This window comes from Treponema sp. C6A8 (genome assembly GCF_000619925.1).
Taxonomy (GTDB): Bacteria; Spirochaetota; Spirochaetia; order Treponematales; family Treponemataceae; genus Treponema_D.
In genome coordinates, this window is the sequence record NZ_JHVB01000007.1 from 75,196 (window position 1) to 99,725 (window position 24,530).

Annotated in this window: 31 protein-coding genes; 10 read left to right on the forward strand and 21 right to left on the reverse strand. The window is 41.2% G+C overall.

Annotation, left to right across the window (positions count from 1 at the left end; translation table 11 throughout):
• Positions 1–78: 78 nt before the first annotated feature.
• A complete protein-coding gene (locus T530_RS0107220; protein WP_009103323.1) occupies positions 79–378 on the reverse strand; it encodes a hypothetical protein in 300 nt (99 codons plus the stop codon).
• A 225-nt stretch (positions 379–603) separates the two neighbouring features.
• Positions 604–1,311, reverse strand: coding sequence for an ankyrin repeat domain-containing protein (locus T530_RS0107225; protein WP_027728431.1), 708 nt, complete (start codon positions 1,309–1,311; stop codon positions 604–606).
• A gap of 225 nt (positions 1,312–1,536) precedes the next feature.
• On the opposite strand from T530_RS0107225, the gene T530_RS0107230 reads away from it, so the two are divergent.
• Positions 1,537–1,749, forward strand: a complete 213-nt coding sequence (locus T530_RS0107230; RefSeq protein WP_027728432.1) for a hypothetical protein — start codon at positions 1,537–1,539, stop codon at positions 1,747–1,749.
• A gap of 17 nt (positions 1,750–1,766) precedes the next feature.
• Here the strand turns inward: T530_RS0107230 and T530_RS15185 are convergent, their stop codons facing one another.
• Positions 1,767–2,348: a DUF805 domain-containing protein gene (locus T530_RS15185; RefSeq protein ID WP_197018256.1), complete on the reverse strand. Its 582-nt coding sequence runs from the start codon at positions 2,346–2,348 to the stop codon at positions 1,767–1,769.
• A 457-nt stretch (positions 2,349–2,805) separates the two neighbouring features.
• Here T530_RS15185 and T530_RS0107240 point away from each other — a divergent pair, with 457 nt between their 5' ends.
• On the forward strand, positions 2,806–3,456 hold the full coding sequence (locus T530_RS0107240) for a hypothetical protein (protein ID WP_027728433.1): 651 nt from the start codon (positions 2,806–2,808) through the stop codon (positions 3,454–3,456).
• On the opposite strand, the gene T530_RS0107245 is transcribed toward T530_RS0107240, so the two are convergent.
• From T530_RS0107245 to T530_RS0107255, 3 genes are read right to left on the reverse strand one after another with little or no spacing between them, the layout of a single operon-like run.
• Positions 3,457–4,290: a 4Fe-4S binding protein gene (locus T530_RS0107245; RefSeq protein WP_027728434.1), complete on the reverse strand. Its 834-nt coding sequence runs from the start codon at positions 4,288–4,290 to the stop codon at positions 3,457–3,459. It abuts the gene before it with no gap.
• A 1-nt stretch (position 4,291) separates the two neighbouring features.
• The gene (locus T530_RS15190) at positions 4,292–4,441 is read right to left on the reverse strand and encodes a CD1871A family CXXC motif-containing protein (protein ID WP_197018257.1); all 150 of its coding nucleotides are present in this window, start codon (positions 4,439–4,441) and stop codon (positions 4,292–4,294) included.
• Positions 4,431–4,952 (reverse strand): TlpA disulfide reductase family protein, encoded by a 522-nt coding sequence (locus tag T530_RS0107255; RefSeq protein ID WP_027728435.1) that lies wholly within the window; start codon positions 4,950–4,952, stop codon positions 4,431–4,433. The genes T530_RS15190 and T530_RS0107255 overlap by 11 nt, the downstream gene beginning before the upstream one ends.
• Before the next feature lie 261 nt (positions 4,953–5,213).
• Between T530_RS0107255 and T530_RS0107260 the strand changes: the two genes are divergently transcribed.
• From T530_RS0107260 to nifH, 3 genes are all read left to right on the forward strand, one after another.
• A complete protein-coding gene (locus T530_RS0107260; protein ID WP_027728436.1) occupies positions 5,214–6,092 on the forward strand; it encodes a radical SAM protein in 879 nt (292 codons plus the stop codon).
• A complete protein-coding gene (locus T530_RS0107265) occupies positions 6,085–6,471 on the forward strand; it encodes a NifB/NifX family molybdenum-iron cluster-binding protein (protein ID WP_051537892.1) in 387 nt (128 codons plus the stop codon). Before T530_RS0107260 ends, T530_RS0107265 begins: the two co-directional genes overlap by 8 nt.
• A 175-nt stretch (positions 6,472–6,646) precedes the next feature.
• Positions 6,647–7,498 (forward strand): nitrogenase iron protein, encoded by an 852-nt coding sequence (gene nifH / locus T530_RS0107270; RefSeq protein WP_027728438.1) that lies wholly within the window; start codon positions 6,647–6,649, stop codon positions 7,496–7,498.
• A 554-nt stretch (positions 7,499–8,052) separates the two neighbouring features.
• On the opposite strand, the gene T530_RS0107275 is transcribed toward nifH, so the two are convergent.
• The 4 genes from T530_RS0107275 to T530_RS15195 form a co-directional block, all read right to left on the reverse strand.
• Positions 8,053–9,009, reverse strand: a complete 957-nt coding sequence (locus T530_RS0107275) for a GNAT family N-acetyltransferase (RefSeq protein WP_027728439.1) — start codon at positions 9,007–9,009, stop codon at positions 8,053–8,055.
• Between the two features lie 7 nt (positions 9,010–9,016).
• Positions 9,017–9,769, reverse strand: a complete 753-nt coding sequence (locus T530_RS13870) for a hypothetical protein (RefSeq protein ID WP_197018258.1) — start codon at positions 9,767–9,769, stop codon at positions 9,017–9,019.
• A 150-nt stretch (positions 9,770–9,919) separates the two neighbouring features.
• Entirely contained in the window at positions 9,920–10,321 is a 402-nt protein-coding gene (locus T530_RS0107290) for a glyoxalase/bleomycin resistance/extradiol dioxygenase family protein (protein ID WP_027728440.1), read from the reverse strand.
• A gap of 49 nt (positions 10,322–10,370) precedes the next feature.
• Positions 10,371–10,484, reverse strand: a complete 114-nt coding sequence (locus T530_RS15195) for a DUF3795 domain-containing protein (protein ID WP_197018259.1) — start codon at positions 10,482–10,484, stop codon at positions 10,371–10,373.
• Positions 10,485–10,844: 360 nt separating this feature from the next.
• On the opposite strand from T530_RS15195, the gene T530_RS0107300 reads away from it, so the two are divergent.
• Positions 10,845–11,297, forward strand: coding sequence for an N-acetyltransferase (locus T530_RS0107300; RefSeq protein WP_027728441.1), 453 nt, complete (start codon positions 10,845–10,847; stop codon positions 11,295–11,297).
• Positions 11,298–11,444: 147 nt separating this feature from the next.
• Here T530_RS0107300 and T530_RS0107305 read toward each other — a convergent pair whose 3' ends face one another.
• Positions 11,445–12,032, reverse strand: a complete 588-nt coding sequence (locus tag T530_RS0107305) for a helix-turn-helix domain-containing protein (protein ID WP_027728442.1) — start codon at positions 12,030–12,032, stop codon at positions 11,445–11,447.
• Positions 12,033–12,149: 117 nt separating this feature from the next.
• A complete protein-coding gene (locus tag T530_RS0107310) occupies positions 12,150–13,085 on the reverse strand; it encodes a YafY family protein (RefSeq protein WP_027728443.1) in 936 nt (311 codons plus the stop codon).
• A 116-nt stretch (positions 13,086–13,201) separates the two neighbouring features.
• Here T530_RS0107310 and T530_RS0107315 point away from each other — a divergent pair, with 116 nt between their 5' ends.
• Entirely contained in the window at positions 13,202–13,828 is a 627-nt protein-coding gene (locus tag T530_RS0107315; RefSeq protein WP_027728444.1) for a DJ-1/PfpI family protein, read from the forward strand.
• Positions 13,829–13,850: 22 nt separating this feature from the next.
• On the opposite strand, the gene T530_RS13875 is transcribed toward T530_RS0107315, so the two are convergent.
• Positions 13,851–14,600 (reverse strand): aspartate/glutamate racemase family protein, encoded by a 750-nt coding sequence (locus tag T530_RS13875; RefSeq protein ID WP_081773695.1) that lies wholly within the window; start codon positions 14,598–14,600, stop codon positions 13,851–13,853.
• 147 nt (positions 14,601–14,747) lie between these two features.
• Here T530_RS13875 and T530_RS15310 point away from each other — a divergent pair, with 147 nt between their 5' ends.
• The gene (locus T530_RS15310; protein ID WP_256380938.1) at positions 14,748–14,882 is read left to right on the forward strand and encodes a hypothetical protein; all 135 of its coding nucleotides are present in this window, start codon (positions 14,748–14,750) and stop codon (positions 14,880–14,882) included.
• A gap of 282 nt (positions 14,883–15,164) precedes the next feature.
• Positions 15,165–15,869 carry a hypothetical protein gene (locus T530_RS0107330; protein WP_027728445.1) on the forward strand — a complete coding sequence of 235 codons (705 nt, stop codon included), beginning with the start codon at positions 15,165–15,167 and terminating at the stop codon, positions 15,867–15,869.
• Positions 15,870–16,186: 317 nt separating this feature from the next.
• Here the strand turns inward: T530_RS0107330 and T530_RS0107335 are convergent, their stop codons facing one another.
• The 8 genes from T530_RS0107335 to T530_RS0107375 form a co-directional block, all read right to left on the reverse strand.
• Positions 16,187–17,458, reverse strand: a complete 1,272-nt coding sequence (locus T530_RS0107335) for an MFS transporter (protein ID WP_027728446.1) — start codon at positions 17,456–17,458, stop codon at positions 16,187–16,189.
• A 288-nt stretch (positions 17,459–17,746) separates the two neighbouring features.
• A complete protein-coding gene (locus tag T530_RS0107340; RefSeq protein ID WP_027728447.1) occupies positions 17,747–18,628 on the reverse strand; it encodes a hypothetical protein in 882 nt (293 codons plus the stop codon).
• Between the two features lie 101 nt (positions 18,629–18,729).
• Entirely contained in the window at positions 18,730–19,923 is a 1,194-nt protein-coding gene (locus tag T530_RS0107350; protein ID WP_027728448.1) for a serine hydrolase, read from the reverse strand.
• A gap of 246 nt (positions 19,924–20,169) precedes the next feature.
• A complete protein-coding gene (locus T530_RS15110) occupies positions 20,170–21,120 on the reverse strand; it encodes a GNAT family N-acetyltransferase (RefSeq protein ID WP_156011579.1) in 951 nt (316 codons plus the stop codon).
• A 10-nt stretch (positions 21,121–21,130) separates the two neighbouring features.
• A complete protein-coding gene (locus T530_RS0107360; protein ID WP_027728450.1) occupies positions 21,131–21,580 on the reverse strand; it encodes a GNAT family N-acetyltransferase in 450 nt (149 codons plus the stop codon).
• A gap of 30 nt (positions 21,581–21,610) precedes the next feature.
• Positions 21,611–22,033, reverse strand: coding sequence for a GNAT family N-acetyltransferase (locus T530_RS13880; protein WP_038074034.1), 423 nt, complete (start codon positions 22,031–22,033; stop codon positions 21,611–21,613).
• 24 nt (positions 22,034–22,057) lie between these two features.
• The gene (locus T530_RS0107370) at positions 22,058–22,636 is read right to left on the reverse strand and encodes a histidine phosphatase family protein (RefSeq protein WP_027728451.1); all 579 of its coding nucleotides are present in this window, start codon (positions 22,634–22,636) and stop codon (positions 22,058–22,060) included.
• 11 nt (positions 22,637–22,647) lie between these two features.
• A complete protein-coding gene (locus T530_RS0107375) occupies positions 22,648–23,013 on the reverse strand; it encodes a cupin domain-containing protein (RefSeq protein WP_027728452.1) in 366 nt (121 codons plus the stop codon).
• 348 nt (positions 23,014–23,361) lie between these two features.
• Between T530_RS0107375 and T530_RS0107380 the strand changes: the two genes are divergently transcribed.
• Positions 23,362–24,450, forward strand: a complete 1,089-nt coding sequence (locus T530_RS0107380) for an MFS transporter (protein ID WP_027728453.1) — start codon at positions 23,362–23,364, stop codon at positions 24,448–24,450.
• Positions 24,451–24,530: the final 80 nt, after the last annotated feature.

Genomic DNA, 24,530 nt, shown 5'->3' on the forward strand with positions numbered 1-24,530 from the left:
AGATTTTTATCATAATTCTATTATATAATATCGGCAAAGTATGTGCAATTATAATATATTTTTATAAGTATTTTACCTTTATTTTTTGTTTCTTCTGGAAACTTCGTCAAAGAATTTTGAACCGCCGTATCCGTTTCCGCGTGCAGGTCCAAGAATTTTTTGCTGTACTTCGCAAGTCTTTTTCATTGAATTAACCAGATGCTTGCCAGGATTTGAAAGACGGTTGTAATTGACTTGATACATCACAGGATTTTTTTCACTGATATGGTAAATCTTGCTTGAACCAACGAAAAATGAAAAAACGGCAATAACTACCATAAAGATTGAAATGTTTTTTACTTTCTGAAGCACTTTTTGATTATCAATACGATTTTTCATGGAATACTCCTTGCGAATATATCGCTTTTTTCAGATGTCTCTCTCATACTTATTTTCGGATATTTCAAGGAGTACTTTACTAAAGTTATTGTCATTTGAACTTTAAGCACTTTTTTAAGGTTATAGAAAGGTTAAATAAATCCGTAATAAGGAAAGTCATGCTATACTGTATGCTGAGAGGTTCTTATGTACAGAAAGGAATAAGCTTTTGGTTTTATCAGGGGGCTACTTGCCCTCTTTTAAAAGCCGGTAGTTTTCATCATAAGTTGAATAATAATCTACGTATATATCACAGGCAGTTTTTCCATCTGTATCTTTTATTGTTTTGTCTGCACCGTAGCTTAATAAATATTCAATGATTTCATAATCTATACAGGCTGCCGCTGCATAATGCAAAACAGTTTGATTTTTCGAATTTGTGCCGTTAATGTTTTTTATATATGGTAGTAAATCATAAATTACAATTGAATTTGAGCAATTGATTGCTAGTTGAAGATAATTTCCGCCAGTCTCATCTAAGTCTGGTAATTCGAAATCAATCTGCGACAATATATAATTCAGATATTTATTACGGTATTCGCTGATACATGCACCAATAATATCAAATTGCTGTCTGAACTCGTCTTCGAACAAGGAAGCTATTTCAGAGCCGTTTTCTATAAAACTTTTGAAAACTTCAATATTGTCATTCTCACTGTCATTTTTATTAACAAACTGATTCCAGACTAAATATTGTAAAGCACTATAACCATTTATTCGCGCATTTAAGTCATAATCAGGAGCGCTGTCTAAAACTTCATTGTTTACAATTACAGAATAATAAGGCGCTTCCTTAAAAGAGTCTAAGGAAATTGGCCTTTTGTCATCAGTTTTTTTACATGCAATAAATAATGCCAGAATAACAGGAAGAAAAGCTATTTTATTTAATCTCATATTTGAACCTAACCTATCCTATTGCTATTTCAAGGGCAAAATAAAATAAAGGAAATAAAACAATATTTACAACCAAAAAACATATGTTCAATTTTCGGAGCCGTCCTTTAGCAACAATTGCAGCAACAATATACAATACAAAAAAAATTGATATATCACAACATTTGTTTTTTTTGTACACTTACAATATGTAAAAAATAATTATCAAATTATAAGGATTGGAAAATGATTTATTTAAGACTTGCTATTGGTATTCTTTTGATTATAAAAGCGCTTTATAGTGCACTTGGCTCTAATACAGAAAAGAAAATAGAAACTTACCGCAATAAATACGGAGAAAATGGCTCTAAATATTATTATTTTACCAATGTTATTCTTCCCATTATTACGGGTGTAATTTTTATGATTCCAGGACTTGTAATTCCTGCGATGTATTAAGTTCTGTAACTAATCGGCTATAAATAAAGCCACAGTATGCTGCCTGCAATTCGGAAAACACGCAATAAATACCAAATTAAGAGAATGAATATACAAATCTTACTTAAGATATTTGATTCCGGATGAAGGTCATAGCCGCTGCGGTATTCACTTTCTGGATTGGAGTTGAAAAAAAGTAATACAAAGCCCATTATCGGAATAATCATAAATATTCCCCGGTGACCTGTATCGTGCATTCGGCGTACTCTTACGGCAATCATAGGCGGGATAAGGGCCAGATTTACCAGGAAAGATACAGCCGCTACAAGGAAAACTACCCTGCTGTACATGCCAAAAGTCAGAAAAGCTATTCTGAGAAGCAAAAGAAAGCAGAAACTGGTGGCGAAGCTGAAAAGATAAAACCACCAGAATTCGGCGCGGCTTGAACACCCCAGAAATGAAAAATATTTTGAAAAAGCAGTTTTTACAGCGCCTTTGAAGGTTACTTTCTGTATATTTTCTGAATCTGCATAAGCCGGCGGATATGCAGCAAGAACTAATGTTACAAGAGCATGAATGGATGCAACAAAAACTGTCAGGCTGCCTAATATTGTAAACACATTGTAGCCATGTAAATGAGACGTCTTAAATAAAATAATAAGATATTGAAAAAGTCGGGCAAAAGGTAGTTTCGTCAAAAAAAATACTGAATGATGAAGATGTGTTGAAAGATAATAGCTTGATGCCTCAATAGGCCAAAAAATGGAATTTATAAGGAAAAGTGAGAAAAGAACAGTCCAGCAGATAAGGACTACCTTCAATGAAATCTTCTGATATGTAAATGCAAGTATTAAAAAGAAAATTGCAATTACAGTTTCCGGTAGAAAATTTAGAAAAAGTCGTCCTGGCGAAACTTCTAAAGCAGAAAAATATATTATTATTGAAGGAAAGAAACTTATCAAAATTCCAACGAAAAAGATAATTGATGTGGTTATAAAAGCTTTTTTTGTATTCATTTTTTCTTTAAATATACATTAACAAAAAATAATAGTAAACTGACGATGCAGGCAGACAGAAATGAAACCTAAGAAGCGAATAAAAACTAAAGATTTATTTATCGATGTATTCTGTTTTTTAGTCATTTTAGTTTATTTAATACTGGCAGGATATAATTTTTCAAGACTTTCTCGATTGGAAAAATACGGTGTTCTTGAAAAGGCAACCGTTGATTCCTACTCATTAGAGAAAAGATGGCACGCTGGAAAAGGCGCAGGTCATTATTCATATACTGCTAAAATAGGATTTCACTTGGCTGATAACATAAATCAGATTTGTATTCTAGATTTTAAGCCCGCTAGAGATTATGCTGAAAATGAGAAATTTTATATTCTTCATGATTTGGAAAGTGATTTTTTGCTGCCGGTAGATGAAATTGAAGCTTTCAAAAGGTCAAAGATAGTTTCCAAAATAATAGCTTCCACAGGATTATTGATAATTCTTGTAGTGCTCAGACTTCTAGACTCCAGAAAGACCAGAAATTGCAGCAGTAATAAACAAATAAAAAAACTCATGAAAAGGGATCCTGAATTCAAAGAAAAATACATAAGAAAACAGGAAATTAACTTCCGGATTTTCATAATTTTAATAGCTCCCTTTGCAGCTATATGGTATTTGATTGAAAAAATAAAAGAAAAGCTTTTTAAGAAAGATAAAACGAAGCGCAAATAATTACTTTATTGCATTATGCGGACAGGCAGCTTTACAGTCGCCGCAGCGGATGCAGTCCATGCTGTTAGGATTTTGCCAGACTGGAATGTCGAGTTTACAGATTTTCTGACAGGCACCGCATTTGGTGCATTTTTCAGAATCGATTTTGAAGTTATAAAATGAGATTTTGTTGAAAATGCCGTAAATGGCTCCAAGCGGACATACATAGCGGCAGAAAGGACGGAAAATCACAATCGAAGAAAGCAGAGTGATAATCAGAATCAGGAGTTTCCATTTGAAAAGGAAGCCAGCTGCAGCTCGCATTGCGCTGTTTAAAAGAACGAGGGAAACGCCACCTTCCAAAGTGCCGACCGGGCAGATAAACTTGCAGAACCAGGGTTCTCCCAGCCCTGTTATGTCTACTACAAACATAGGCAGCAGAATTACAAATATTCCAAGGAAGACAAAACGAAGCCAGCGCATGTTTTTTTCGCCAGGAAGTTTTCTGATTTTTCTAACAAAAGGGATTTTGAAAAGCAGGTCCTGAACAAGTCCGAAGGGGCATAAAAATCCGCAGACAAATCGACCTAACAAGCTGCCAAATACCACTAGAAGACCTGCAACATAAAGTGAAATGCGGTATTCCCGGGCGTTCAGCGTCGCTTGAAGAGAACCGATTGGGCATGACCCCAGCGCCCCTGGACAGGAATAGCAGTTCATTCCGGGAACGCAGACTACTTTTGACTTTCCTTCAAAAATCTCTCCATGAGCAAAACCTTTTACATAGCCGTTTGAAAGGGCTGCAAAAGATGCTTGAGTAATCAACCGGATTTTCTGAATTTTCCTATTACTCATATCAGCCGATTCCTATGCATTCAAGGCAGATTTTTGTGGCTTTGTTAAGCACAGTAAGCACTTCTCCACGGAAAATCCCTGCAACAATCATGGCAAAGCCTAATATGAGAATGATTACACTTGCAATTCTTCGTCCCTTTTTAATTTGCATCTTTCAACAACTTATCGATGATTTTCTGCCAGTCCTGCTGACTTCTAGCACCTAGATACATCTGTCCAATCTGATTTCCATTTGAATCAACAAAAATTGTAGCAGGAACAGCCTGAATACTGCGTAAAAAAGTAGACATCATGCCATAATTTGGGATGATGTGTGTGTAATGAGCACCTGTTGAATTGATAATTTCATCAGCAGTAGCCTTCTTTTTGGGAAAAACCTTTCCAGTCTGATCAAGAATATCAATCGGAATTCCCACAACCTGAAGTCCCTTTGACTTATTTGCCTCGTTTAGTTTTGCAAGATCAGGCATTTCACGGATACAAGGCGGGCAGAAAGTTCCCCAGATATTCAGCATGGTGATTTTATTTTCCTTAAAAATGGCGTCTGTCACCGCATTTCCATTCAAATCTACTGTATCAAAAGTGATTTTACTTCCAGCCTTCTGTGCAAACAGTATAGAAGAAAGTGTTATCATTGCAAGTAAAGCAAAAATCTTTTTCATAATGCCTCCATTAACTGACAGGCAAATATTATAACATATCAGGAAAATTTTCTGTGACTAAATCACTTTCTTTATAAAATTTTCACCTTCTCTAACTGCATCTTACCCCGCCTATTCTGCAACTTGCCCAAAAGTATATTGTCGGAAGTTTTTTTTAGGGGCGCATCTTAATAACCTATTGACAAAGTGGGTAAATATAATAATACTTACGGCTATATAATACCTAGTAGCTTAATAGGTTATTTATAGGAGCAATACAATATGGCAAAATCTTTCGCAGAACTTGAAAAGTCACATCCTTGTTTTGGAAGTCACGGTGCAACGACCGGACGCATTCACCTTCCAGTCTGCCCGGGCTGTAATATTGCCTGCAGATTTTGCGAACGTTCTATAAACACAACGGAAAACCGCCCGGGAGTTACAGGCCGCGTTCTTAAGCCGGAAGAGGCTGTTGAGATTGTCGGCAAAGCTCTGAACATCAGCCCGGAAATCAGGGTATGCGGAATTGCAGGGCCAGGAGACACTCTTGCCAGCAACAATGCCTTCAAAACCTTCGGTCTTGTCGGTGAAAAATTTCCGAAGCTTATTAAATGTATGAGCACAAACGGTCTTTTGTTGAATGAGCGCGCTGATGAGGTGATTGCCGCAGAAATAGACAGCCTTACAGTCACCGTAAATGCCGTTGATCCAAAAATTGAAGCCCAGCTGAACGACTATATCATCTGGCATGGCAAAAAAATTGAAGGCGAAGAAGGAGCCAAAATCCTGATTGAAAACCAGCTTGCAGGAATCAAAAAAATCTGCGAGGCGGGAATTACAGTAAAAGTGAATACAGTCCTTGTTCCCCGCATAAACGGCAATCATATAGAAGAAATTGCGCGGACAGTTGCGGAACTGGGCGCAGACAAATACAACATCATTCCTCTTATCCCAAGCGCAAAGCTTAAGGACGAGCCGGCGCCAAACTGTGCCGAAATTGAAGCGGCACGAAGGGCGGCAAGTCAGTATATAGAGCTCTTTTTGCACTGTAATCACTGCCGCGCCGACGCAATCGGTGTACCGGGAAAAAGTGAATTTGCAAACAGGGTTTATGCAAATTTCCGCAGCGTAAACCTTGAGGAGCACTTCCCTCATGGCTGATAAAGAAAAGACAGTGGAAACTTCTCCATCGAAATACCGCATCGCCGTCGCCAGCACTGACGGCGACAGCGTAAACATTCACTACGGAAAATCAAATCTCTTCTATATCTACTACGTTGATGACGAAACAGGCTACGATTTAGTTGAAAAACGCAGTGTTACCCCGGTCTGCCAGGACGGAAGCCATTTAAGATCAGCAATGGAAGAAAGCGTAAAACTCTTTGAAGACTGCAAATATGTGGTAGCCAGCCGCATCGGCCCCGGCGCCGCACAGGCCCTCACCTCAGCAGGCCTTATCAGCATGGAACTACCCGGAAGCATTGACGACGCAATCCTTAAGGTGTGGAAGTATAACCGCGTCCAGGGACTGTTTAACTAAAAGCCCCACCCTGCCTCCACCTTCACTCCCTAAAAAAAAATTAAAATATTTATAAAAACCTATTGACTAAGTAGGTTAATAACTGTAGATTCTTATTACCTACTAACTAAATAGGTTACTAAAGCAAATTAATAGGCCGCAGGTTCTGACCGGCGGGCTTAAACAGGAGCACACAATGGGCGAAATCAGACAGATTGCAATTTATGGAAAGGGCGGAATCGGAAAATCTACGACTACGCAGAATTTGACAGCAGGACTTGTTGAGCACGGAAAGAAAGTCATGGTTGTAGGATGTGACCCTAAAGCTGACTCTACCCGTTTGCTTCTTGGCGGACTTGCGCAGAAAACTGTACTTGATACAATCCGCGACGAAGGTGAAAACGTTGAGCTTGACCGCATCATGAGAACTGGTTTTGGCGGAACCCGCTGTGTTGAATCTGGCGGACCAGAGCCTGGAGTTGGATGCGCCGGCCGCGGAATTATTACTTCTATCAACATGCTTGAAAACCTTGGCGCCTACACAGACGATTTGGACTTTGTTTTCTACGACGTTCTTGGTGACGTAGTTTGTGGTGGTTTTGCTATGCCAATCCGCGAAGGTAAAGCTAAGGAAATCTATATCGTTGCTTCCGGCGAAATGATGGCGCTTTATGCGGCTAACAACATTGCAAAAGGTATCAGCCGCTATGCCCGCGCCGGTGGTGTTCGCCTTGGCGGAATTATCTGTAACAGCCGTAACGTTGACCGCGAGCTTGATCTTCTCCGCGCTTTCGCTAAGGAACTTGGAACTCAGCTTTTGTACTTTGTTCCACGCGACAACATCGTTCAGCGCGCCGAAATAAACCGCAAAACAGTAATCGAGTACAAGCCGGATTCAGCACAGGCTCAGGAATACCGCAACCTTGCCGACGCCGTTATCAACAACACAAGCTTCACAATCCCAACCCCAATGACTCAGGAACGCCTTGAGCAGATCCTCCTTGAGTACGGTTTGATGGATGCACTTGAAGACGATTACAAAATCTAATTAAAAAAAGCCGAAGGGAGAAGTCTCTCCCTTCGCGCCAGCCAGCTTTGCTGTCTCGCGCTACCCTCTCTCCTAGGGGGACGCAAAGCTTCCCCCTAAAACCCCCGCGACATATTCAAATTTAAAAATCCAAATTCCGAAAGGTGAAATATTAGTTACAGTTATGCCTATCACCTGAACGTTGTAACAGTAAGCATTCCGCTTGAAGTGAAATAATAATTTTCTTATAGTTAATAGTAATCAGGGGGAGATGTCGCTGCATCTTTTTATCTGAATGAAAAAGAATATTTTTATTTTGCCGAAACAATTAAATACGGAAATAAATGGTATATAAGCCCTAATCAGGGATATTTAGCATCTATCTTGGGACTTGAAATTCCAAAGGGCTGTATGACAGAAGCAGCTAAATTTTAAAGATGATAACTTACCGCTAAATAGGTTTCCCAGGGAGTAAAAGTCTTGTAATCCAGGTTCAAACAATCGCGGAGGACCGCCTGCATTAGCAGCGCCAACGGTAATATCACTATCAAATGCAAGCTATGTAACAAGATTTGCTATTTCAAGAAATGGACGATTCTTTCATCTATTCTTCTGTGGAAGCTGTAGGTGTATGGCGAGAAGAATTTTGTCCAGAAGCGGAGGGCTGTTGGATTTAGTGTTTCATAATCTACCCCAAGGAATTCCGCCCCCTCTTTTTTCAGGATTTCTGAAAGACAGGACACCAGTGCTCTTCCTACGCCGTCTTTTCTGTATTCTTCATTTACATACATGCCGCAGATGTTGTGTATATTGTCGCAAAGGTAGTTTTCTCCGTCGCCTTTTTTGCAGGAAATGAATCCGACAGGCTCTTCTTTGCAAAATGCGCCGAACCATCTTTTATTGTCGTCTTCAAACCACTGGTCAAAGTCACTCAAATCTGACGGGAAAAAAACTGGCCCATTTTCCAAGTGATGCACAAGCTTCATTTTCAGATTTTTGAAAATCCCGAAAGATCCAAAAGGAACTTCCTTGAATTCAAGTTTTGCCGGCATAGTGAATTCTGGAATTGACTCAATTGTTGCCATTGCATCACTGCAGCGGATTCCAAAGCCGTTCAGAATCAAAGAATTGTTGGCTTCCGTGTCGTGTGCAAATCGTGCCAGAGCTAAAGAATAAATACCGTCGCGAACTATTTCATTTGAAATTCCTTCAAACAAAAGTGACATAACCTTTTCTCTTTCGGCCCCCAGTTCAAAAGAAACCGCGCTTCCTCCCAAAGGGCTAAAGCTTCCTTTGCAAAGTCCAAAGAATCCGTCCCAGACATCTGCGAACATCATGTAGCCCACAAGGCGCCCTCCGCAAAAGGCAGCTTTTTTATATTTTTTTGTCGAAAGCCAGTTCAACAATCCGGCAGGAGATTCCTCCGGCAGCGAAGGAACTTTTTTCTTTTCTGCAGAATATTCTTCTTTAAGAATTTTTTCTGCATCCGAAATAAAAGCAGGCTCAAAATCTTTTATGATAAATCTTTCCAATTGTGTTTTACTCCTCCGTTTTACGAGTGATTAAAGCATACTTCAAAGAAGATTTATATGAAATGCCTTTCCGACAAGATGCAGATTTTGCCCGATGAAATGCAAGCCGCTTTACCTTGTTTTTGATTCGACGCATTGCTTCCACGTGCATAATCCAGTGGCGGGAAAATGGCATCTGTATCAAGCCTTTTACATTTTTACCGCACCAGAAATCAATCAGCCAGGAAGCAGAATCGCTGTCACTGACGCACTTGCCTGCAATAAGTCTTTCTTTGTCCTCAACCGAAAACTTCCGCTTTAAGTCTGAAAATCGCAGGCTCTTCAAAAGCTCGTTTGTAGAATCCATCACCGCCTTGCAATAGTCATAAAGGGCTTTTACGTTGAGCTTTTTTGAAAACTCAACCATCGCCTCGCCGTCAAGCTCGTTTCCGGTTGTGATAATCGGGCTGTTTATTTTCTCTAACCAATTGCTTTCAAAAAGAATCTGCCTGTTATTCAAAATCAATGTGTGAGCTACAATGTCTTCGATGCGGAAAAGATGCCAGAGCGACCATGCGAGAGTTGAATTATGATTTTTGTCTCCATGTCCAAAGGGAAGCTGATAAAAAGCCACTGGAGGAAAAGTCTTTATAATAGAAGAAATCTGCTCAAACAAGTTGCCGCGTAATTCAAGAAGAAGATTTATGCCTTCAGAGAAGGTCGCTTCCTTTGCAATCAGCGTTTGCATTTTTTTATTTTTTTCTGACCATTCCTTGTCCATGTTATGCTCCGTTATAAATATTCATTTCATAGAACAGAAAATCTGCCCAGCCTGTATTTTCAATCACATTGATGTACTTTTCTCTTACGAGTTCAAAATCTTTTGCAAGTTCAAGCATCTTTATACTCTCCGATGGATTTACAATCTTTGCTATTCCGTAAAAGAGCCGATTTCAATCAGGTTGCCGTCAGGATCTGCCACGTAGCAGGTACGCTGTCCCCATGGCTCTGTAGTCGGAGGAAGAACAGATTTTGCCCCATGTTCAAGTGCATTCTGATATTCCTTGTCCACAGAAGCATAATCCGGAACATCAAACGCCAATTCCATTGTACCGTTAAATCCTTGTGGATACTGATATTTTTGCGAAGTCATCTTTTCAAAAGCAAGACGAGGAAAAAGAATAATTCTCATTTCGCCCAAAAACATTTCTACATTCGGCTGAACACCGTCCCAGTTTGTCGTAAAACCAAAAACACTTGTATAAAAATCAACCGTTGCCTTATTGTCGCGCGTAAAAAGCCCGACTGTATTACATTTAAATCTCTCTTTCATGCTATTACCTTCTGTTTAATTTCCATGCAAATTTTTCAGCGCATCTGGGCTATGCTGAGTAATCATAGACAGTTTCACGAAGTTCATAGTCATCGTTAATTGTTGCAAGACGAGCTTCGCAGGTTTCGCAATCCAGACCGCAGTAAGCTATAAAATCCTTCATACCAAAATTCTCCCAATCATTTAATACTGGCATTATAAATAATAGCTTTATTAAATAGAACGGCTTTCAGATAAGATGCATATTTGTACAGATGAAATACAGTCGGCAAAAAGTAAAAAACTATAACCCGTCTGCCGTATGACAGACGGGAACTTTCATTACTCTATCGGAAGCTGAATTTCTGTAAGCCAGTCGTCAATAAAAGCAGGAATCAGAAGGCCTTCCTTTTCGTAGAATATGAGTGCATTTCATCGCTCAATCCATGCATCTTGTCTGAAATGGATTTTTCTTCGTGTAGAAATGTCATAAAATGATTTCATCTAAAAGACTATCTATGAAAACTAATTTAGGAGAAGTTGAATGTATATTGTCAAAGCAGAAACAAATAAGATAGAAAAGATCGTAGATATTTCTATCAGAGCTTTTGAAACAGATGTAAATGTTGGCGGAGCAAAAGGAGACTGTCCGCCTGACTTTGATTCAGTAGAATGGCATAAACAAATGGCCAGTGAGGGGCATTTGTATCAGGCAATGATAGGAAAAGATTTGGTAGGGGCTGCCATTGTATTCCCGGATGAAACAGAAAAAAGCATATACATTGGCAGGATTTTTATTGACAGCGTCTATCATAGAAAAGGTTACGGAATTCAGTTGATGGATTGCATAGAAAAGAATTTCCCCTGCGCTACTGAGTTTAATCTGGATACCCCATGCTGGAATGAGCGGACAAACGCTTTTTACAAAAAGTTAGGCTATCGGATCATAAAGGTTGAGGATGGGTTTAATTTTTACCAGAAAAGAAAAGACAGCTGACGGCTGCATGCGGGAGACTCCCGCATTAAAACTTTTTACCGCAGTCTGCTGAATTTACGGAAAGGACTTTACAGTCTCTAAAATTCTCCGATTGTTTGCTATTTCAAAAAATAACCGATTCTTTCTCTTGCCGGAAGATAGTCTGCCTTACCTTTCATAGTCAAACAAACCATGACGATTGCAATAGGCGTATATTTTTTTAACGCCGGAAATCTTAAACCGCGCCTGCGCCTCCTGCTCAGGATATAGCTTTTTGATTTCTATACCGTCGTCACGAATTGCCGCAATAAAGGAAATATAATGTGATTTTGTCATTTCATGTGATAGTGTCACAAAATATTCATCTTCTACGCGGTCAACATTCACCTGATGACTTGAATCTGCCGGTTCTGCTTCCAGTGGCGGCAAGATAATTCCGCAGCAGCTTATAACAGCTTCTCCTGTACTTTGAATTACATTGCCGCAAACCGGACAAACGTAAAAACTTGCACGACTCATTTTTGCAGCCTTATTTTTATTCGTAATATTTTCGCCGGAAAGAAGTTCTATTACAGAAACTCCCAGCGCTTTTGCCAGCACTTCAAGCAGAGAAATATCTGGTAAACCACGCCCTGTTTCCCATTTTGAAACCGCTTTGTCGGTAACGCATATTTTTTCTGCCAGTTCAGCCTGTGTTAAATGTCTTTTTTCGCGGAGGCGTTTAATCATCGCCCCTGTTACATATTGATTTGTCATAATAAACCTCAAAAAATAGTTTTATAAACGTTCACAATATAACAATAACGCAGTCTTCTACTCAAAGCTACCTACTCCTCGTAGATTCCATGGCATCAATATAAAACAGGATGCTTGTCAGGAATCTGAATATATTTTTGCCAGATTTTTTATCTTCTGCTTCAGTTTTTCGCGGACATGAGCAGGTTCAAGAATTTCACACTTGTCTCCAAGGCTTAAAAGCATATCGTAATAGTAATCACTGTCAAAAAAAGGATAATCTGCAAGGTAATAATCTTCTCCGTCCTGGCTGAGACGCTCATAAGGGCAGAAATCCAGAATCCTGTCTAAAACGGATTTATGTATGCGGATTTTTGTATCTGTCTGTAAGCTTCTGGCTGTTTCTTCAAAATCAAGAAAAGGCTTCTGATATTCGCGTGGAGTAAAAGTTTCTTCCAGCATTTTAAGCTCTGACATCCGGGACAGGCGAAACAGGCGGTAGTCATTTTTCAGGCGGCAAAATGTCTGAACATACCAGGCTCGACTTTTAAATACAAGTTGATAGGGTTCAACCGTGCGGCTCGTTTTACTGCCATGACCATCAATATAGGTAAAAATAAGCAGTCTGTTTTCCTGTAATGCCTTTTTGATAATTTCAAGGGCATTTTTTACGCTGGCATTTCCTTCCCAGGGGGTTAAATCAATGTAAATCTGACTGGCCTTAAGCTCAATACTTTTTGCTTTTTCCGAGGGAATAAAGCTTTTTACTTTTGCAAGGGCATTTGCAACTTCGCTTCCCCGGACCATCCCGGAAATATTGGAAAGTCCCATCAAAAGTGCAGAAAGATCATCAGTAGAAAAAATCTTTTTGTCCACCTTGTAATCTTTCATGATTTCGATTCCGCCGCCACTACCGGATGTAGCCAGCACAGGAATTCCTGCCATGCTGATTGCTTCAATATCGCGGTAGATTGTTCGCGTAGAAACTTCAAACATTTTTGCAAGCTCCTGGGCGCTTATCCGCTCTTTTTCAAGGAGAATCATGATAATACTTACAAGTCGGTCAATTTTCATCTGAAAGCCGCCATTTTTTATAATCTGAAAAGAAATTCTAAATTGTTGACATATTGTTGTCAACATTCAGGCTGTAAACTAAAGGCATAATTTAATTACAAGGAGTCAAAAAGACTATGATTACAGTTTACATTTATCTGCTTGCCACTCTTGCAGACTGGGAAATCGGGTCACTTACGGCGGAGCTCAATTCAAAGCGTTTTTTCAGGCCTGATGCTCCCCAGCTTATCGTCAAGACGGTAGCGGTTTCAAAGGAGCCTGTAAAAACAATGGGCGGCCTTACAATCATTCCGGACTGCACGATTGATGAAATTGAAATGACCGAAAAGACAGTTTTGATTTTACCCGGAGCGGACACATGGTCAGATGCTGAAAATGCTCAGATAATTCAGAAGGCTTCAGTTCTGCTTTCAAAAGGAGGAAGTGTATGCGCAATCTGCGGAGCTACGGTCGCTCTTGCAAATGCCGGAATTTTAAATGACAGGCCTCACACAAGTAACGGAAAGGGATTTTTAGATATGTTCTGCCCGGATTATAAAGGTCAGAAATTTTATGTCGATCAGCCTGCCGTGAGCGACGGAAACCTTATTACAGGAAGCGCAACAGGCTCCCTCATGTGGGCAAAACTGATTATCGAAAACCTTGGCCTTTTTAAGCCGGAAACTCTTGAAGCCTGGTATGCATATTTTTCAACAGGTAAAGCTGAACATTTCTTTGCGCTGATGCAAAGCCTTGAGCAATAAATCTAGCTTCCCGGCTTTGCTATCAGCCAATCCTTACAGGACAAAGATAACGAGCGTCAAAAACATGCATAACTCCAGCCTCATATTTCAGAGCAAGCCTTGCTGCTTCCTTTGCATGGATAATCGTCGTATCGTAGACAGGAAGAAGGCTGTCTTTCTGTCTGATGAGCATGCCGATTTCCGTGCAGCCCAAAATTACGCCCTCAGCCCCCTGCTCTTTGAGATAAGCTATGATTCTCTGGTATTCCCTGCGGGAAGAGTCCAGAACCTTTCCAAGGCAAAGCTCATTGAAGATAACGTCGTTCACAAGCTCTATGTCCTTTTCGCCAGGAAGAAGGACTTCAAGGCCGGCCGCTTTGAGCTTATCTTTAATAAAGTTCTGAGTCATTGTGAATTTTGTGCCCAGCAGGGCTACCTTTTTGATTCCGTCGCGCCTGATTGCTTTTGCTGTTGCGTCCGCAATGTGAAGAATCGGGATTTTGATTTCTTTTTCAATTTGCGGAACAAGTTTGTGCATTGTATTGGTAGCGATTACGATAAAATCCGCTCCGGCACCCTCCAGCCTTTTTGCCGCATCCGAAAGGATTCTTGCGTTTCCGTCCCAATTGCCGCTCGACATATTTGCTTCAAGCTCGTCAAAGTCAACGTTGTACATTAAAATCTTTGAGCTGTGAAAGCCCCCCAAAGCCGAAACGACTTCCCTGTTCAAAATTTCATAATAAGTGATTGTGCTTTCCCAGCTCATTCCGCCGATTAAACCGATTGTCTTCATTATATTTCTCCCTGCTGCCAATATAAAATAATACAAAAAAAAGAAGAACGAGTTTCAGATGAGATGCATATTTTTACAGATGAAATGCATTCTACCCTGTGCCGGCCGGCGGAAGAACTTTGGAGTAAAAAACGTTAAAAATGGGGCTTGTATACAAGGTCATATCGTGAATATAAAGCCGGAAAATGTACAAACAAGGAATTAAATTATGCTTCAAGACAGATGAAAAGCGCCGGTTTCAGAATTACCTGGAACAAGCCGGAGGAGGATATAAAAGCTTAAAAAAAATTGTTATTTTTAAGCAAAAAATCCTTGCTTTCCTGAAATTTCAGACCTATAATCAGTTTTAGGAATGGCAAATATAATAAAATATTATTATACTATAATACTGACTAGTACGGGGGGGGTACTAGAAGAGTAAAAAATTTACATAGTCTCATAAATAGAATAAAGGATGCTTTCTTTGTCCGATTAATTTTTTGGGCAAGGGGAGCATCCTTTGTTTATTTTAAACTGTAATTTTTCGTCAAAACGGCGGAGAAAATATTCAATCAGGAGGATAGGATGAAAAATCTTATGAAATGTGCGGCAATTCTTGCTGCAACCTTACTTGCATTTGGATTTGCATCGTGTAAAACCAACTCGGATGATGGTTCGGGAACAGAGGCAAAAATAATTAATCTCAAGCCTATGGAACAAGCGACTGCCGATGACATAGGAAAAGTAATCGGAGCAGATGGTTATATTTATGCCAATAAAGCCGCTGCGGAAGCCAAAGGAACAACAGCATCTGCTATGATTGCGTATGTAGGAAGCGCAACAGAACCTACATCTTCAGACATTAATGCGTCTATGGAAGGCCATGCGCATGGTCTTGCCATCGCGCTTAGCAATGCAGGTAGCTGGCAGGCAAGCTGGAGCGCCGCAATAACTAGCGCAGCCTCTTATGCAGCGGCAAGGCCTGCTAGAGCGAGTACATGGCGTTTGCCGTCCGCATACCAATGGATGTGGATGCTTAAGGGCTGCGGCAGTAATATAACTCCTAAGACAAATATTGGAGATGCCCTGGAGTTTCAAAATGGAAATATCTCTAATTTGAGTCAGGCTTGTGGCGGCGTATCTGTATATAACAAATATTGGACATCTACCGAAAAAGATAAGGATAATGCCTATGAATGTAGATGCAATAATCAGCATAAATTCCAGTCTGCCACCAAATCACAAGATGAACTTGCTGGTATTTGGGCAATCGCAATCTTTGCGTTCTAGTGTAACAGCGTGAGGGATAGTAGCAGCAGCCCGAAAGGGCTGTTCCGAAGCGAGTGGTTAGCGAGCGGAGGAATGGAGCGCGGTTAGCGCGGAACTGCGGATAGCCCGACCGGCTGCGGAACGTAAGTGAAGCAGCCGGGCACGCCCATTAATTGTGGATGAATCTGGCTGCTACTCCCTTACCAGTTTCTATGTTCAATGCAATAAAACTCCGCGTTTGTTACGCTACAATGATGATATAGGAGAAAAATAAAAAGCATTGTTTTTTAGACAAGATGCACTCCATTGCCGATGAAATGCATCTTGAAATTACGATTTTATTCCTCGCTGAAATGATATTTTTTCATGAACCTTGCGTTTAAAAGACACCAGGCACTTCCAACAAGGCCAAGAATGAGCATCATCATGGCAGCTCCTGAGCCTTTACCGCTTCCGAAGAGAGAAGTCAGCATGGCAGAATTTGAATGAGCTTCCATAAAAGGCTCGCACAGGCTGTCAACCATAAAGCCACCGAGGAAAAGTCCTATTGGTCTTGTAAAAAACTGGAGTGTATTCCTGCATGCGTAAACGCGTCCCTGAAGTTCCACTGGAATTGAGCTCCTCAGGATAACTTCCAGATTTGCACCCATTACAGGAACCAGAATCCACCCGATGACCTGACTTATGCACCAGAGAATCGGTTCCCGTGAAAAAGCAAGAATAAAATTCTCGCTTCCCATAGAAATAAGCATTGTGATGAATACGACTTTCACGCGGTCTTTTGGCTTTGGCATGTAAGAAACCAAAAAACTTCCCACGACCATCGCTGCCCCTGCACAAGATGTCACTAATCCAAGGACATTGCTGCCTCCTCTTGGATTCGGAATTACGTAGGCCGGAAGAGTTGCGCTGGAAGCAAAGGCAATCAGATTTATTCCAGACATGAAAAGAAGCAGAGTCAGAATCATCGGTGATTTTTTGAGGAAAGAAAGGCCTTCCCCTGCCAGTTTCAACGTTCCTTCCTTTTTTACTGATTGAGTTTCTGGAATTTTGATAAATCCTGCCAGTGCGGTAAATGCCACAACAAAAGTAAGAATATCCACTGCAATGACAATATCAAGTCCGAACGCTGCATACAAAGCCGTTGCAAGCAGAGGATTCAAAATTGAATTGACGGAGCGCAAAAGTGAATTGAGACCGCTTGTTTTCTGGTAACATTCTTTTGGAACAATCAGCGTCATGGTCACTTCTGAAGCCGGCTGCTGGACGGTATTCATGAGACCAGAAACAGCATTGATTACATAAAGATGCCATACTGCAAGAGTATTAGTTTTATATAGAAGAAAAACTGCCAGAGTCGAAAGAGCCGCCAAAGTGTCACAGACAAGCATGGTGTGCTTTTTTTTCCATCGGTCGGTCAATGCTCCGGCAAAAATGCTCATGAGAACATAAGGCACATAGGAACAGATTGTAAGGGTCGCCGTGCTTAAAGCGGAACCAGTTTTTTCGTACAGCCAGAGCGTAAGTGCAAAAGCCGTGATGCTGCTTCCAAGTTGTGAAAGTCCCTGAGTGCTCCAGAGAATATAATAGTCGCGTAATTTATTTTTCATTTTCTTTGCCTCTTTTAATAAGTTTGTGATTCGTGAAGAAGCAAAGCCTGAGGAATTGAATTTTAATCTTCCTCCATACAGATTCCTCAAGCCCTGCATGGAGAAGAAGTTTCACATCTCTTCATTTTTTACCCCCTGACAAAAGATTTTGTAACTATTCTGAGTACTTCATAGGCGTAAAGCGTATTCCTAGCCCCCGCCTGTGATAACTTCCGTCCACAAACATAAAGCAGATGTGGCGTTTTTCTGCCCTTATGGTGCAGAGAGCGACAAGATGGATGCATGGAATTAAAATTTATGACTCCAGCTGAAAATCAATCTCTGGAAGAACCATTCAGTTCCGACTTTCTGTGCAAAAAGCGCGTCTTCTGCCTCATCAAGCTCTTTATCAAAAGATCTGCGTGTCGAAAACTGAGCTATACAGGTAAGCTCATCTTTTTCGGCAAACTTAAACTGACAAAGTCCCGCAAGTGAATGCTGTGTAAAGGCTCCGTCGTAGGAAGCATCAAAATCCCCGTAATCACCGCCGTCATAATGACCGTAGGCCGTGTACATAAAGCCCGCCCGGTAAAGCACAAGAGGCATCTGATATGCCAGGATTCCGCAGAACTCGTACTGAAGCCCCTCTACCCTGTTTTTGTCGCCCTGCCATTCATAAGGCGTGTGCCTTCCCAGTCCTGCAATCCCGGAATAGAAGGTCTTGTAAGAAGCAAGCATAATAAGGTGATTCCAGTCGCCGGGAATTAAAGCGCCCGTATCAAACATTAAAGTTCCCTGTGCCCAGACTTCATAAAAAGGATGAGAAAATGTTGAAAGCGCTTCGTATTTTCTTGATTTTTCGTCAAGGGCGCAAAGTCCTTCAAATCCCAACATATTCCAGCCGAAGCCAATCGAACCTCCTCCTTTAAAGACAAGGAATGGGAAAGGCTGAAAACCAAGTGCAAGCTGAGGACGGACAGAGAGCGGCGTAAGTTCAAAAGCTCCAGTCAAAACCACATTCGCATCTTTTAAAAGCCAGTGCCCGCCCAATGGAGTTTTAATCATATAATCCACAAAAAGCTGGGAACGGCATTCAAAACCGCTGTATGCCCCTGTAAGTCCCGCAAAATGCGTGCCGCTGCTTCCTGACTGAGTTTTGGACTCTGGATAATAAAGAAGGTCTGTCGTCAAATAAACTGAAAGCGGAGAAGTCTCCTATTTTTTGGCTTCCTGACCGCTAAGAAGATTTACCCCTGCTGTAAGAATCAAAAATGCAAGAACTCTTCTTTTTTTCATTTTTCAGCTCCAATATTTGTGTTCAAATTGTAAAATGCTTCTATATAATTCCAGCCCTCTATACCGTACTTTTCACCAAAGCGCACGATAACAGTGTTTGCCAGCGGCGAAATGTAGATAAACTGTCCTTTGTTTCCGTAGGCAAAAAAGTCGCTTTCTGCATCCGGCCGCTTCATCACATACCAGTGAAAACCGTAGAAACCACCCTTATTGCAGGCCCCGCCAAAGATTTTCTGTCCAAAAGGATCCTTGTAATATTCGCTGTCATTTTTGCCGTTGCCAGGCGAAAGAGATTCTTCAATCCATTTTTTACTGATAACGACCTTGCCGTCAAAAAGACCTCCGTCACGGTAAAGACAGCCGAATTTAGCAAAGTCTAGAGCCCGCGCGTTGATTCCGCTTTCCATTTTCTCAAAGGCATCATCATCGCTGTCAAGGCTCCAGCTTGCGTCTGACTCCGTTCCGATTTTTGACCAGATTGACCGGCTCAGATAAGAGCTTACAGACTGGCCGCTGGCCCGCTCGATAATCAGTCCAAGAAGAATCGGGTTGTAATTGTTGTAAAGAAAATGAAGGCCGGGTTCTTCATCAACCAGCGTTTTTGTAAGAGCAAGCTTTCGCAAGTCCGGATCGAAATAAGTTTTTGTATCATCATGGCGGGAAAAACCTTCGGAATACAAAATGCCGGACGACATTGTAATAAGGTGCCTGATTGTGATTTTTGAAAAACGCTTGTCACGCTCCAGAAGCTCAGGAAGATAAGTGGTGATTGGCTCGTCAACTCCAGGGATTTTCCCCGCGTCAATCAAAGTGCCAATCATCGCCGAGTCAAAGCTTTTTGCCACCGAAAAAGACGTTACGGTTGAATACTCGTCATAACCCCTGCCGTATTTTTCAAAAAGAATCGAATTTCCTTTGATAACAAGGATAGCCTGTGTTTTAGTTTTGGCGAAAAACTTTTCTAAATCATCAGTTCCAAACGCTTTTTTGAGCATTTCTTCTATACTGGCATCAATTTCCCGCTTAAAAGGCTTGGGATTTTCGCTGGCCGCAATCTCCCGGTCCGGAAAATACAAATAATCCTTAACGCTGGCATCACGCCGAACAAAGGCACGCCAGGCTGTCGTTGTGCATCCATCAAAAAAGGCAGATGAAAGTAAAAAAATAAGTAAAATTATTTTGTTCCGCATAAAACTATTCCTTTTTTTTCTCTTACCCAAAGAATAGTCAAAAGATTTATTTTATAAAATATGTTTTATACAAGATGCAGCTTTTTGCCGATGAAATGCATTGAAAAACAAGAATTAATCCCAGTCCGATCTTGCCATACAAAAGTCCTTTCCTCAATTATTTTACTCGATTATTTTCGACTCGGTTACAACCGAGTAAAATAATAATAGCAAGAAGAAAATCAGTAAAGAAAGATTCTAATCGCCCTATTCTCCTGTCGGAACATCCGCGTTCAGGCTTTTGTTGCGATAATTTAGATTGGTTCTGAGCGAATAGCCCATCTTTTCCCAGAATGAATTTGCCTTGTCGTTGTCTTTAAAGACAAGGCCAAAGGCCTTTGTGATTCCTTCTTTTTTTAGGGCTTCCTCCGCCTTATCGACAAGTGCGCGGGCGATTCCCAGGCGTTGAAAATCTGGATGTACGCAAAGATGGTGGATGATTGCCCTTCGCCCGTCGTGACCTGTGAGAATCGCGCCGACGATTTTTCCGCCGCTTGTTGCTGCAAAGCATGTAGTGGGATTACGCTTCATGTAGCGGGTGATTCCTTCGCGGCTGTCGTCCACAGAATTCAAGGCTCGCTTTGTCTGCTCAACCTGATTCCAGAGTTCCCAAAGCTCATCATAATCTGCAGGACTAAGTGTCTTGTAAGAGATTTCGTCTGTTTCCTTTTCTATTTTTTTTCTGAAAATTCCAGAGTCTTCTCCCCAGACACTTTTCATCTTTCCAACGAATTCAAAACCGTATTTTTCGTAAAGGCCTTTTTCGTCTGATGAAACATAAACGTATTCTGATTCCGGGTAGAGAGTAGCGGCATTATTCATGCAGTGTTCGATAATTTGTCCTGCAAGATGACGGCCACGATAGGCTGGAGCTGTGAACACGAATCCAATCCATGGTTTGAGATTGCTTTCAATTTCATCCCTGTCGCAAAATGTTAAAAAAGAGGCGATGGTAAATTTGCCATCAGTAAGTTTCTCTTCGTCAAGCAAAAGATATAAGCTGCCTTTCCCAAGCTTCTGGTGGAAAGAGCCATCTTTTAAAAGTGAAAGCAAAAAGGGAATCGCGCCCCATTCTTTTGAATGAGCCTGCATCTGAGCCAGAATGCTTTCTTTGTCTTCATAAGAAAAATAGTCTTTTAAAATAAATGCTGTTTTCAATTCTGCATCCTTAAAGCGACAGGTTCATCCCCTCGCCGTTGTCATTAAAGCCAAGGCTCTTGTAGAGCGGATGTCCCATCTGTGTCGCGTCAAGGCTGATTTCCGTAACGCCGCGGGACTTTGCTTCTTCAATCAAATACTCAACCATCATTTTTCCAACTCCGCGCCTGCGGAATTGAGCCCTTGTGTAGACGTTCATAAGATGCGCCCTCTTTCCCGTGGGATGGTCAAAGGTGGGCATGACATTGATGTAGCTCAGGCTTGCACAGCCTGCGATTTTATCTCCGTCCATTGCAAAAACTGTCGTCTGCTCGCCCTTCAAAAAATATTCGCGGCTGCATTCGACCAGAGTTTTGTCAAAGGGTGCGTTTTCATCAAGGCCGTTTACAATCCGCAGCATTTCAAGGCGGATTTGCATCAAGGTCTCAATGTCGTTCTGGTCCGTTTTCTTTATCTGCATTTTGATTTACCTTCCATACTATGTGATTTGTTATTTTGCCTTTTGGAATAGCATAAGTCTCTGAGCTTCATTGAAGTCAAAGCCGAGTTTTTTATAGAAGGGAATCTTATCCGGCATTGCGCAAAGTTCAACAAAAATATCCGTCCCCTTTATTCCGTTTTCGCTGATGAATTTCAAAATCTCGTTTATGAGCATCCGTCCAAGGCCCTTGCCCTGATACTCCGGTCTCACAACAACATCCTTTATATAATAATCAAGTCCCATGTCCCCGATTACGCGGGCCATTGCAATTATTTTATCACCGTCAAATATCGAAACCCTGAAAAGAGTGTGTTCCATGGCAAGCCGGGTCTGCTCCAGTGCAGGTCCCTCGCCCCAGCCAACTGCCTGCCAAAGCTCTATAAATTGCTCTGCTGTCAGCTCGTTGTATTTTACAATCAATTCCTTCACCATTTTTTCCTCCCTATCCTGTCACCCTCATTCTTCTTTATATTCCTTGTAGATATGGAATACATCTTCCATTGAAAGGAATTTTTTTCCGTCAAATTCCATCTTTAGAATCCAGGGCATAAAGTCTATGATTTTCATAAAGCTTTCGCCGTTAAAAGTTTTGTCATAGTAGTTTATAATGGAAGAAAGCGCCGTCCCGTGAGTTCCGATGACGATGTTCTTGCCCTCATATTTCTCAAGAATTTCATTGAGCGCCTCGATGTTTCTTTTTTGAACGGCTCCAATGGATTCTCCGTCTTTTTCCGCATAGGCAAAATCAGCCCAACGTTTCTTGAACATTTCATGATTGTTGCCGTCTTTTCCAGCTTTGCGTTCATGGAGACGTTCGTCAGTCTGGATTGTCATGCCGTATGAGTCGGCGGCTTTTTTTATTGAATCATAGCTCCGCCTGTAGGGGCTTGAGATAAAGACGTCGATTTTTTTGTCCTTGAGAATTTCTGCCACCTTGATTGAATCTTCAAGGCCTTCTTCCGTCAATGGACGGTTTCTGTCATCCTTGATTTTTCCGTCCGGCTTGCAATGGCGCACAAAATAAATTCTAGTCATTTTAATTCCTTCTACCTTTTGTCCTTGTATGCGTAGCCAAAATTGATTGGAGGTGCCGTTACCGAAACGTAAATAAATTCTCCGTCGCCGTCGTTCAAAAGTCCGTGAACGTCTTTGTCAGCGAACCGTGCAACGTCCCCCGCCTTGAATTCCTTTTCCTTGCCGTCAGCAAGAAGAAGTTTGCCGGAACCTTTGGTGGCGTACCAGATTTGCTCGGAAGCGTCGTGAGTGTGGCGCGGTTGTACCGCTCCCGGAATAAGATGAACTTCGGTAATAGTCACGCGCTCACTGCTTGAATTTTCCGGGTTTAAAAGCTGGCGCGAGACTACGCCCGGATTTGAAAGTTCTTTGATTTCGCTTGCCTTGATGAATTCCATATATGACTTCCTTTACAATGATTTATTTATTATAAAAGAAAAAATAAGAAATTATCACAAATTTCAAATAAGATGCAGAAAATTCCCGATGAAATGCATAATAAAGCCCAATCATCTTTCTTGACATATCACTTTCTATGCCTTAAGATGAATTTATTATGTGGAAAACACCAGTTTTATTGTTAGAAAAATGCTATTTCTCTACCCTGTCATAGGGGTAGTGGGTCTTTTTCAGAAAACTGTGTTTTTTTAAGTCCTTTTTTCTAAAATCCAATTACATTTACATACTCACTTTCCCCTTTTTTACGTTTTTATTTCAAATTTTTTACCGTAAAAAGGTGGCATATTATGTTAAACATTAAAAAACAGATAGGACGATTATATTCATCTGCAATTTTAGGGCAGATTTCACTTTCTGGAGCATGGGTTGCGATTCTTGCTTATCGTGGATTTTCTCTTGCTCAGATTGGCTTTGCCGAAACGATTTTTCATATCGTAAGCATTCTGTTTGAGATTCCTTCGGGCGTTCTGGCAGACGTATTCGGCCGCAAAAAGACGCTCGTTATTTCCTGCCTCATGAGAATGGCCGGCGATATCGTTATGATTTTCTCCAACAATTTTGCCATGGTATGTATTTCGATTGGACTTCATGCCCTGTGCTACAATTTTTCTTCCGGTTCCGGCGATGCACTTGCCTATGATTCATTAAAATCTGTGGGAGAAGAGCAGCGTTTTGAAAAATATGCTTCGAATCAGCTTGTCATTTACCGTGCGTGCGAAGGTCTTTCGACTTTGACCGCAGGTTTTGCCCTGATTTTAGGCTACAAAATCGCTTATTCAACCGGCGTTTTTGCATCTTTCATTCAGCTTTTCCTGCTCGCAGGTCTTGTTGAAGTGCGGCTTGAAGCTCCGGCAAAAGAATTCCATATCTGGAAGGAAATCAGCAAGTGTTTTAAGCAAAGTCTTCTTTTCTTGAAAGAAGCCCGAAAGGCAATCGCAATGATGTTCATAAATTCCCTTGTGGGTGCGATGGACATTCTGCTTTTGTTCTTTTTGCAGGCAAAGCTTCCTCTGGCGGGAATCCCCAGCTGGGCTCTGGGACCGGCTCTTCTCTTTTTGCAGGCAGGCGGAGTTATCGGGGCAAGAATCATTCTTTTCGCAGGTAAACTGCCTTACCGCACGGTTTTTGCACTCTCTACGCTGATAATTTTTTCAGGAATCGCGCTTGAACATTCAGGACTTTACCTCCTTATGACTTTGGGCGGATTTCTGGCAGCCCTTGCCGATGACGCCCTGCAGGTGCGGACAAACGCTCGCCTTCAGGACATGTTCCCGTCAGAGCAGAGGGCAACCCTCATTTCCATTGAGTCATTTACTTTTTCATGCATAATGATTGTGCTTTCTCCGCTGGCCGGACTCTTCTTTGAGTGGTGGTAAAAAAATCGGGATGTCTGATAAAACTGTCAGACATCCCATCCTTGTTTTCCACATTTTATTTAGTTTATCAGATAAGACTC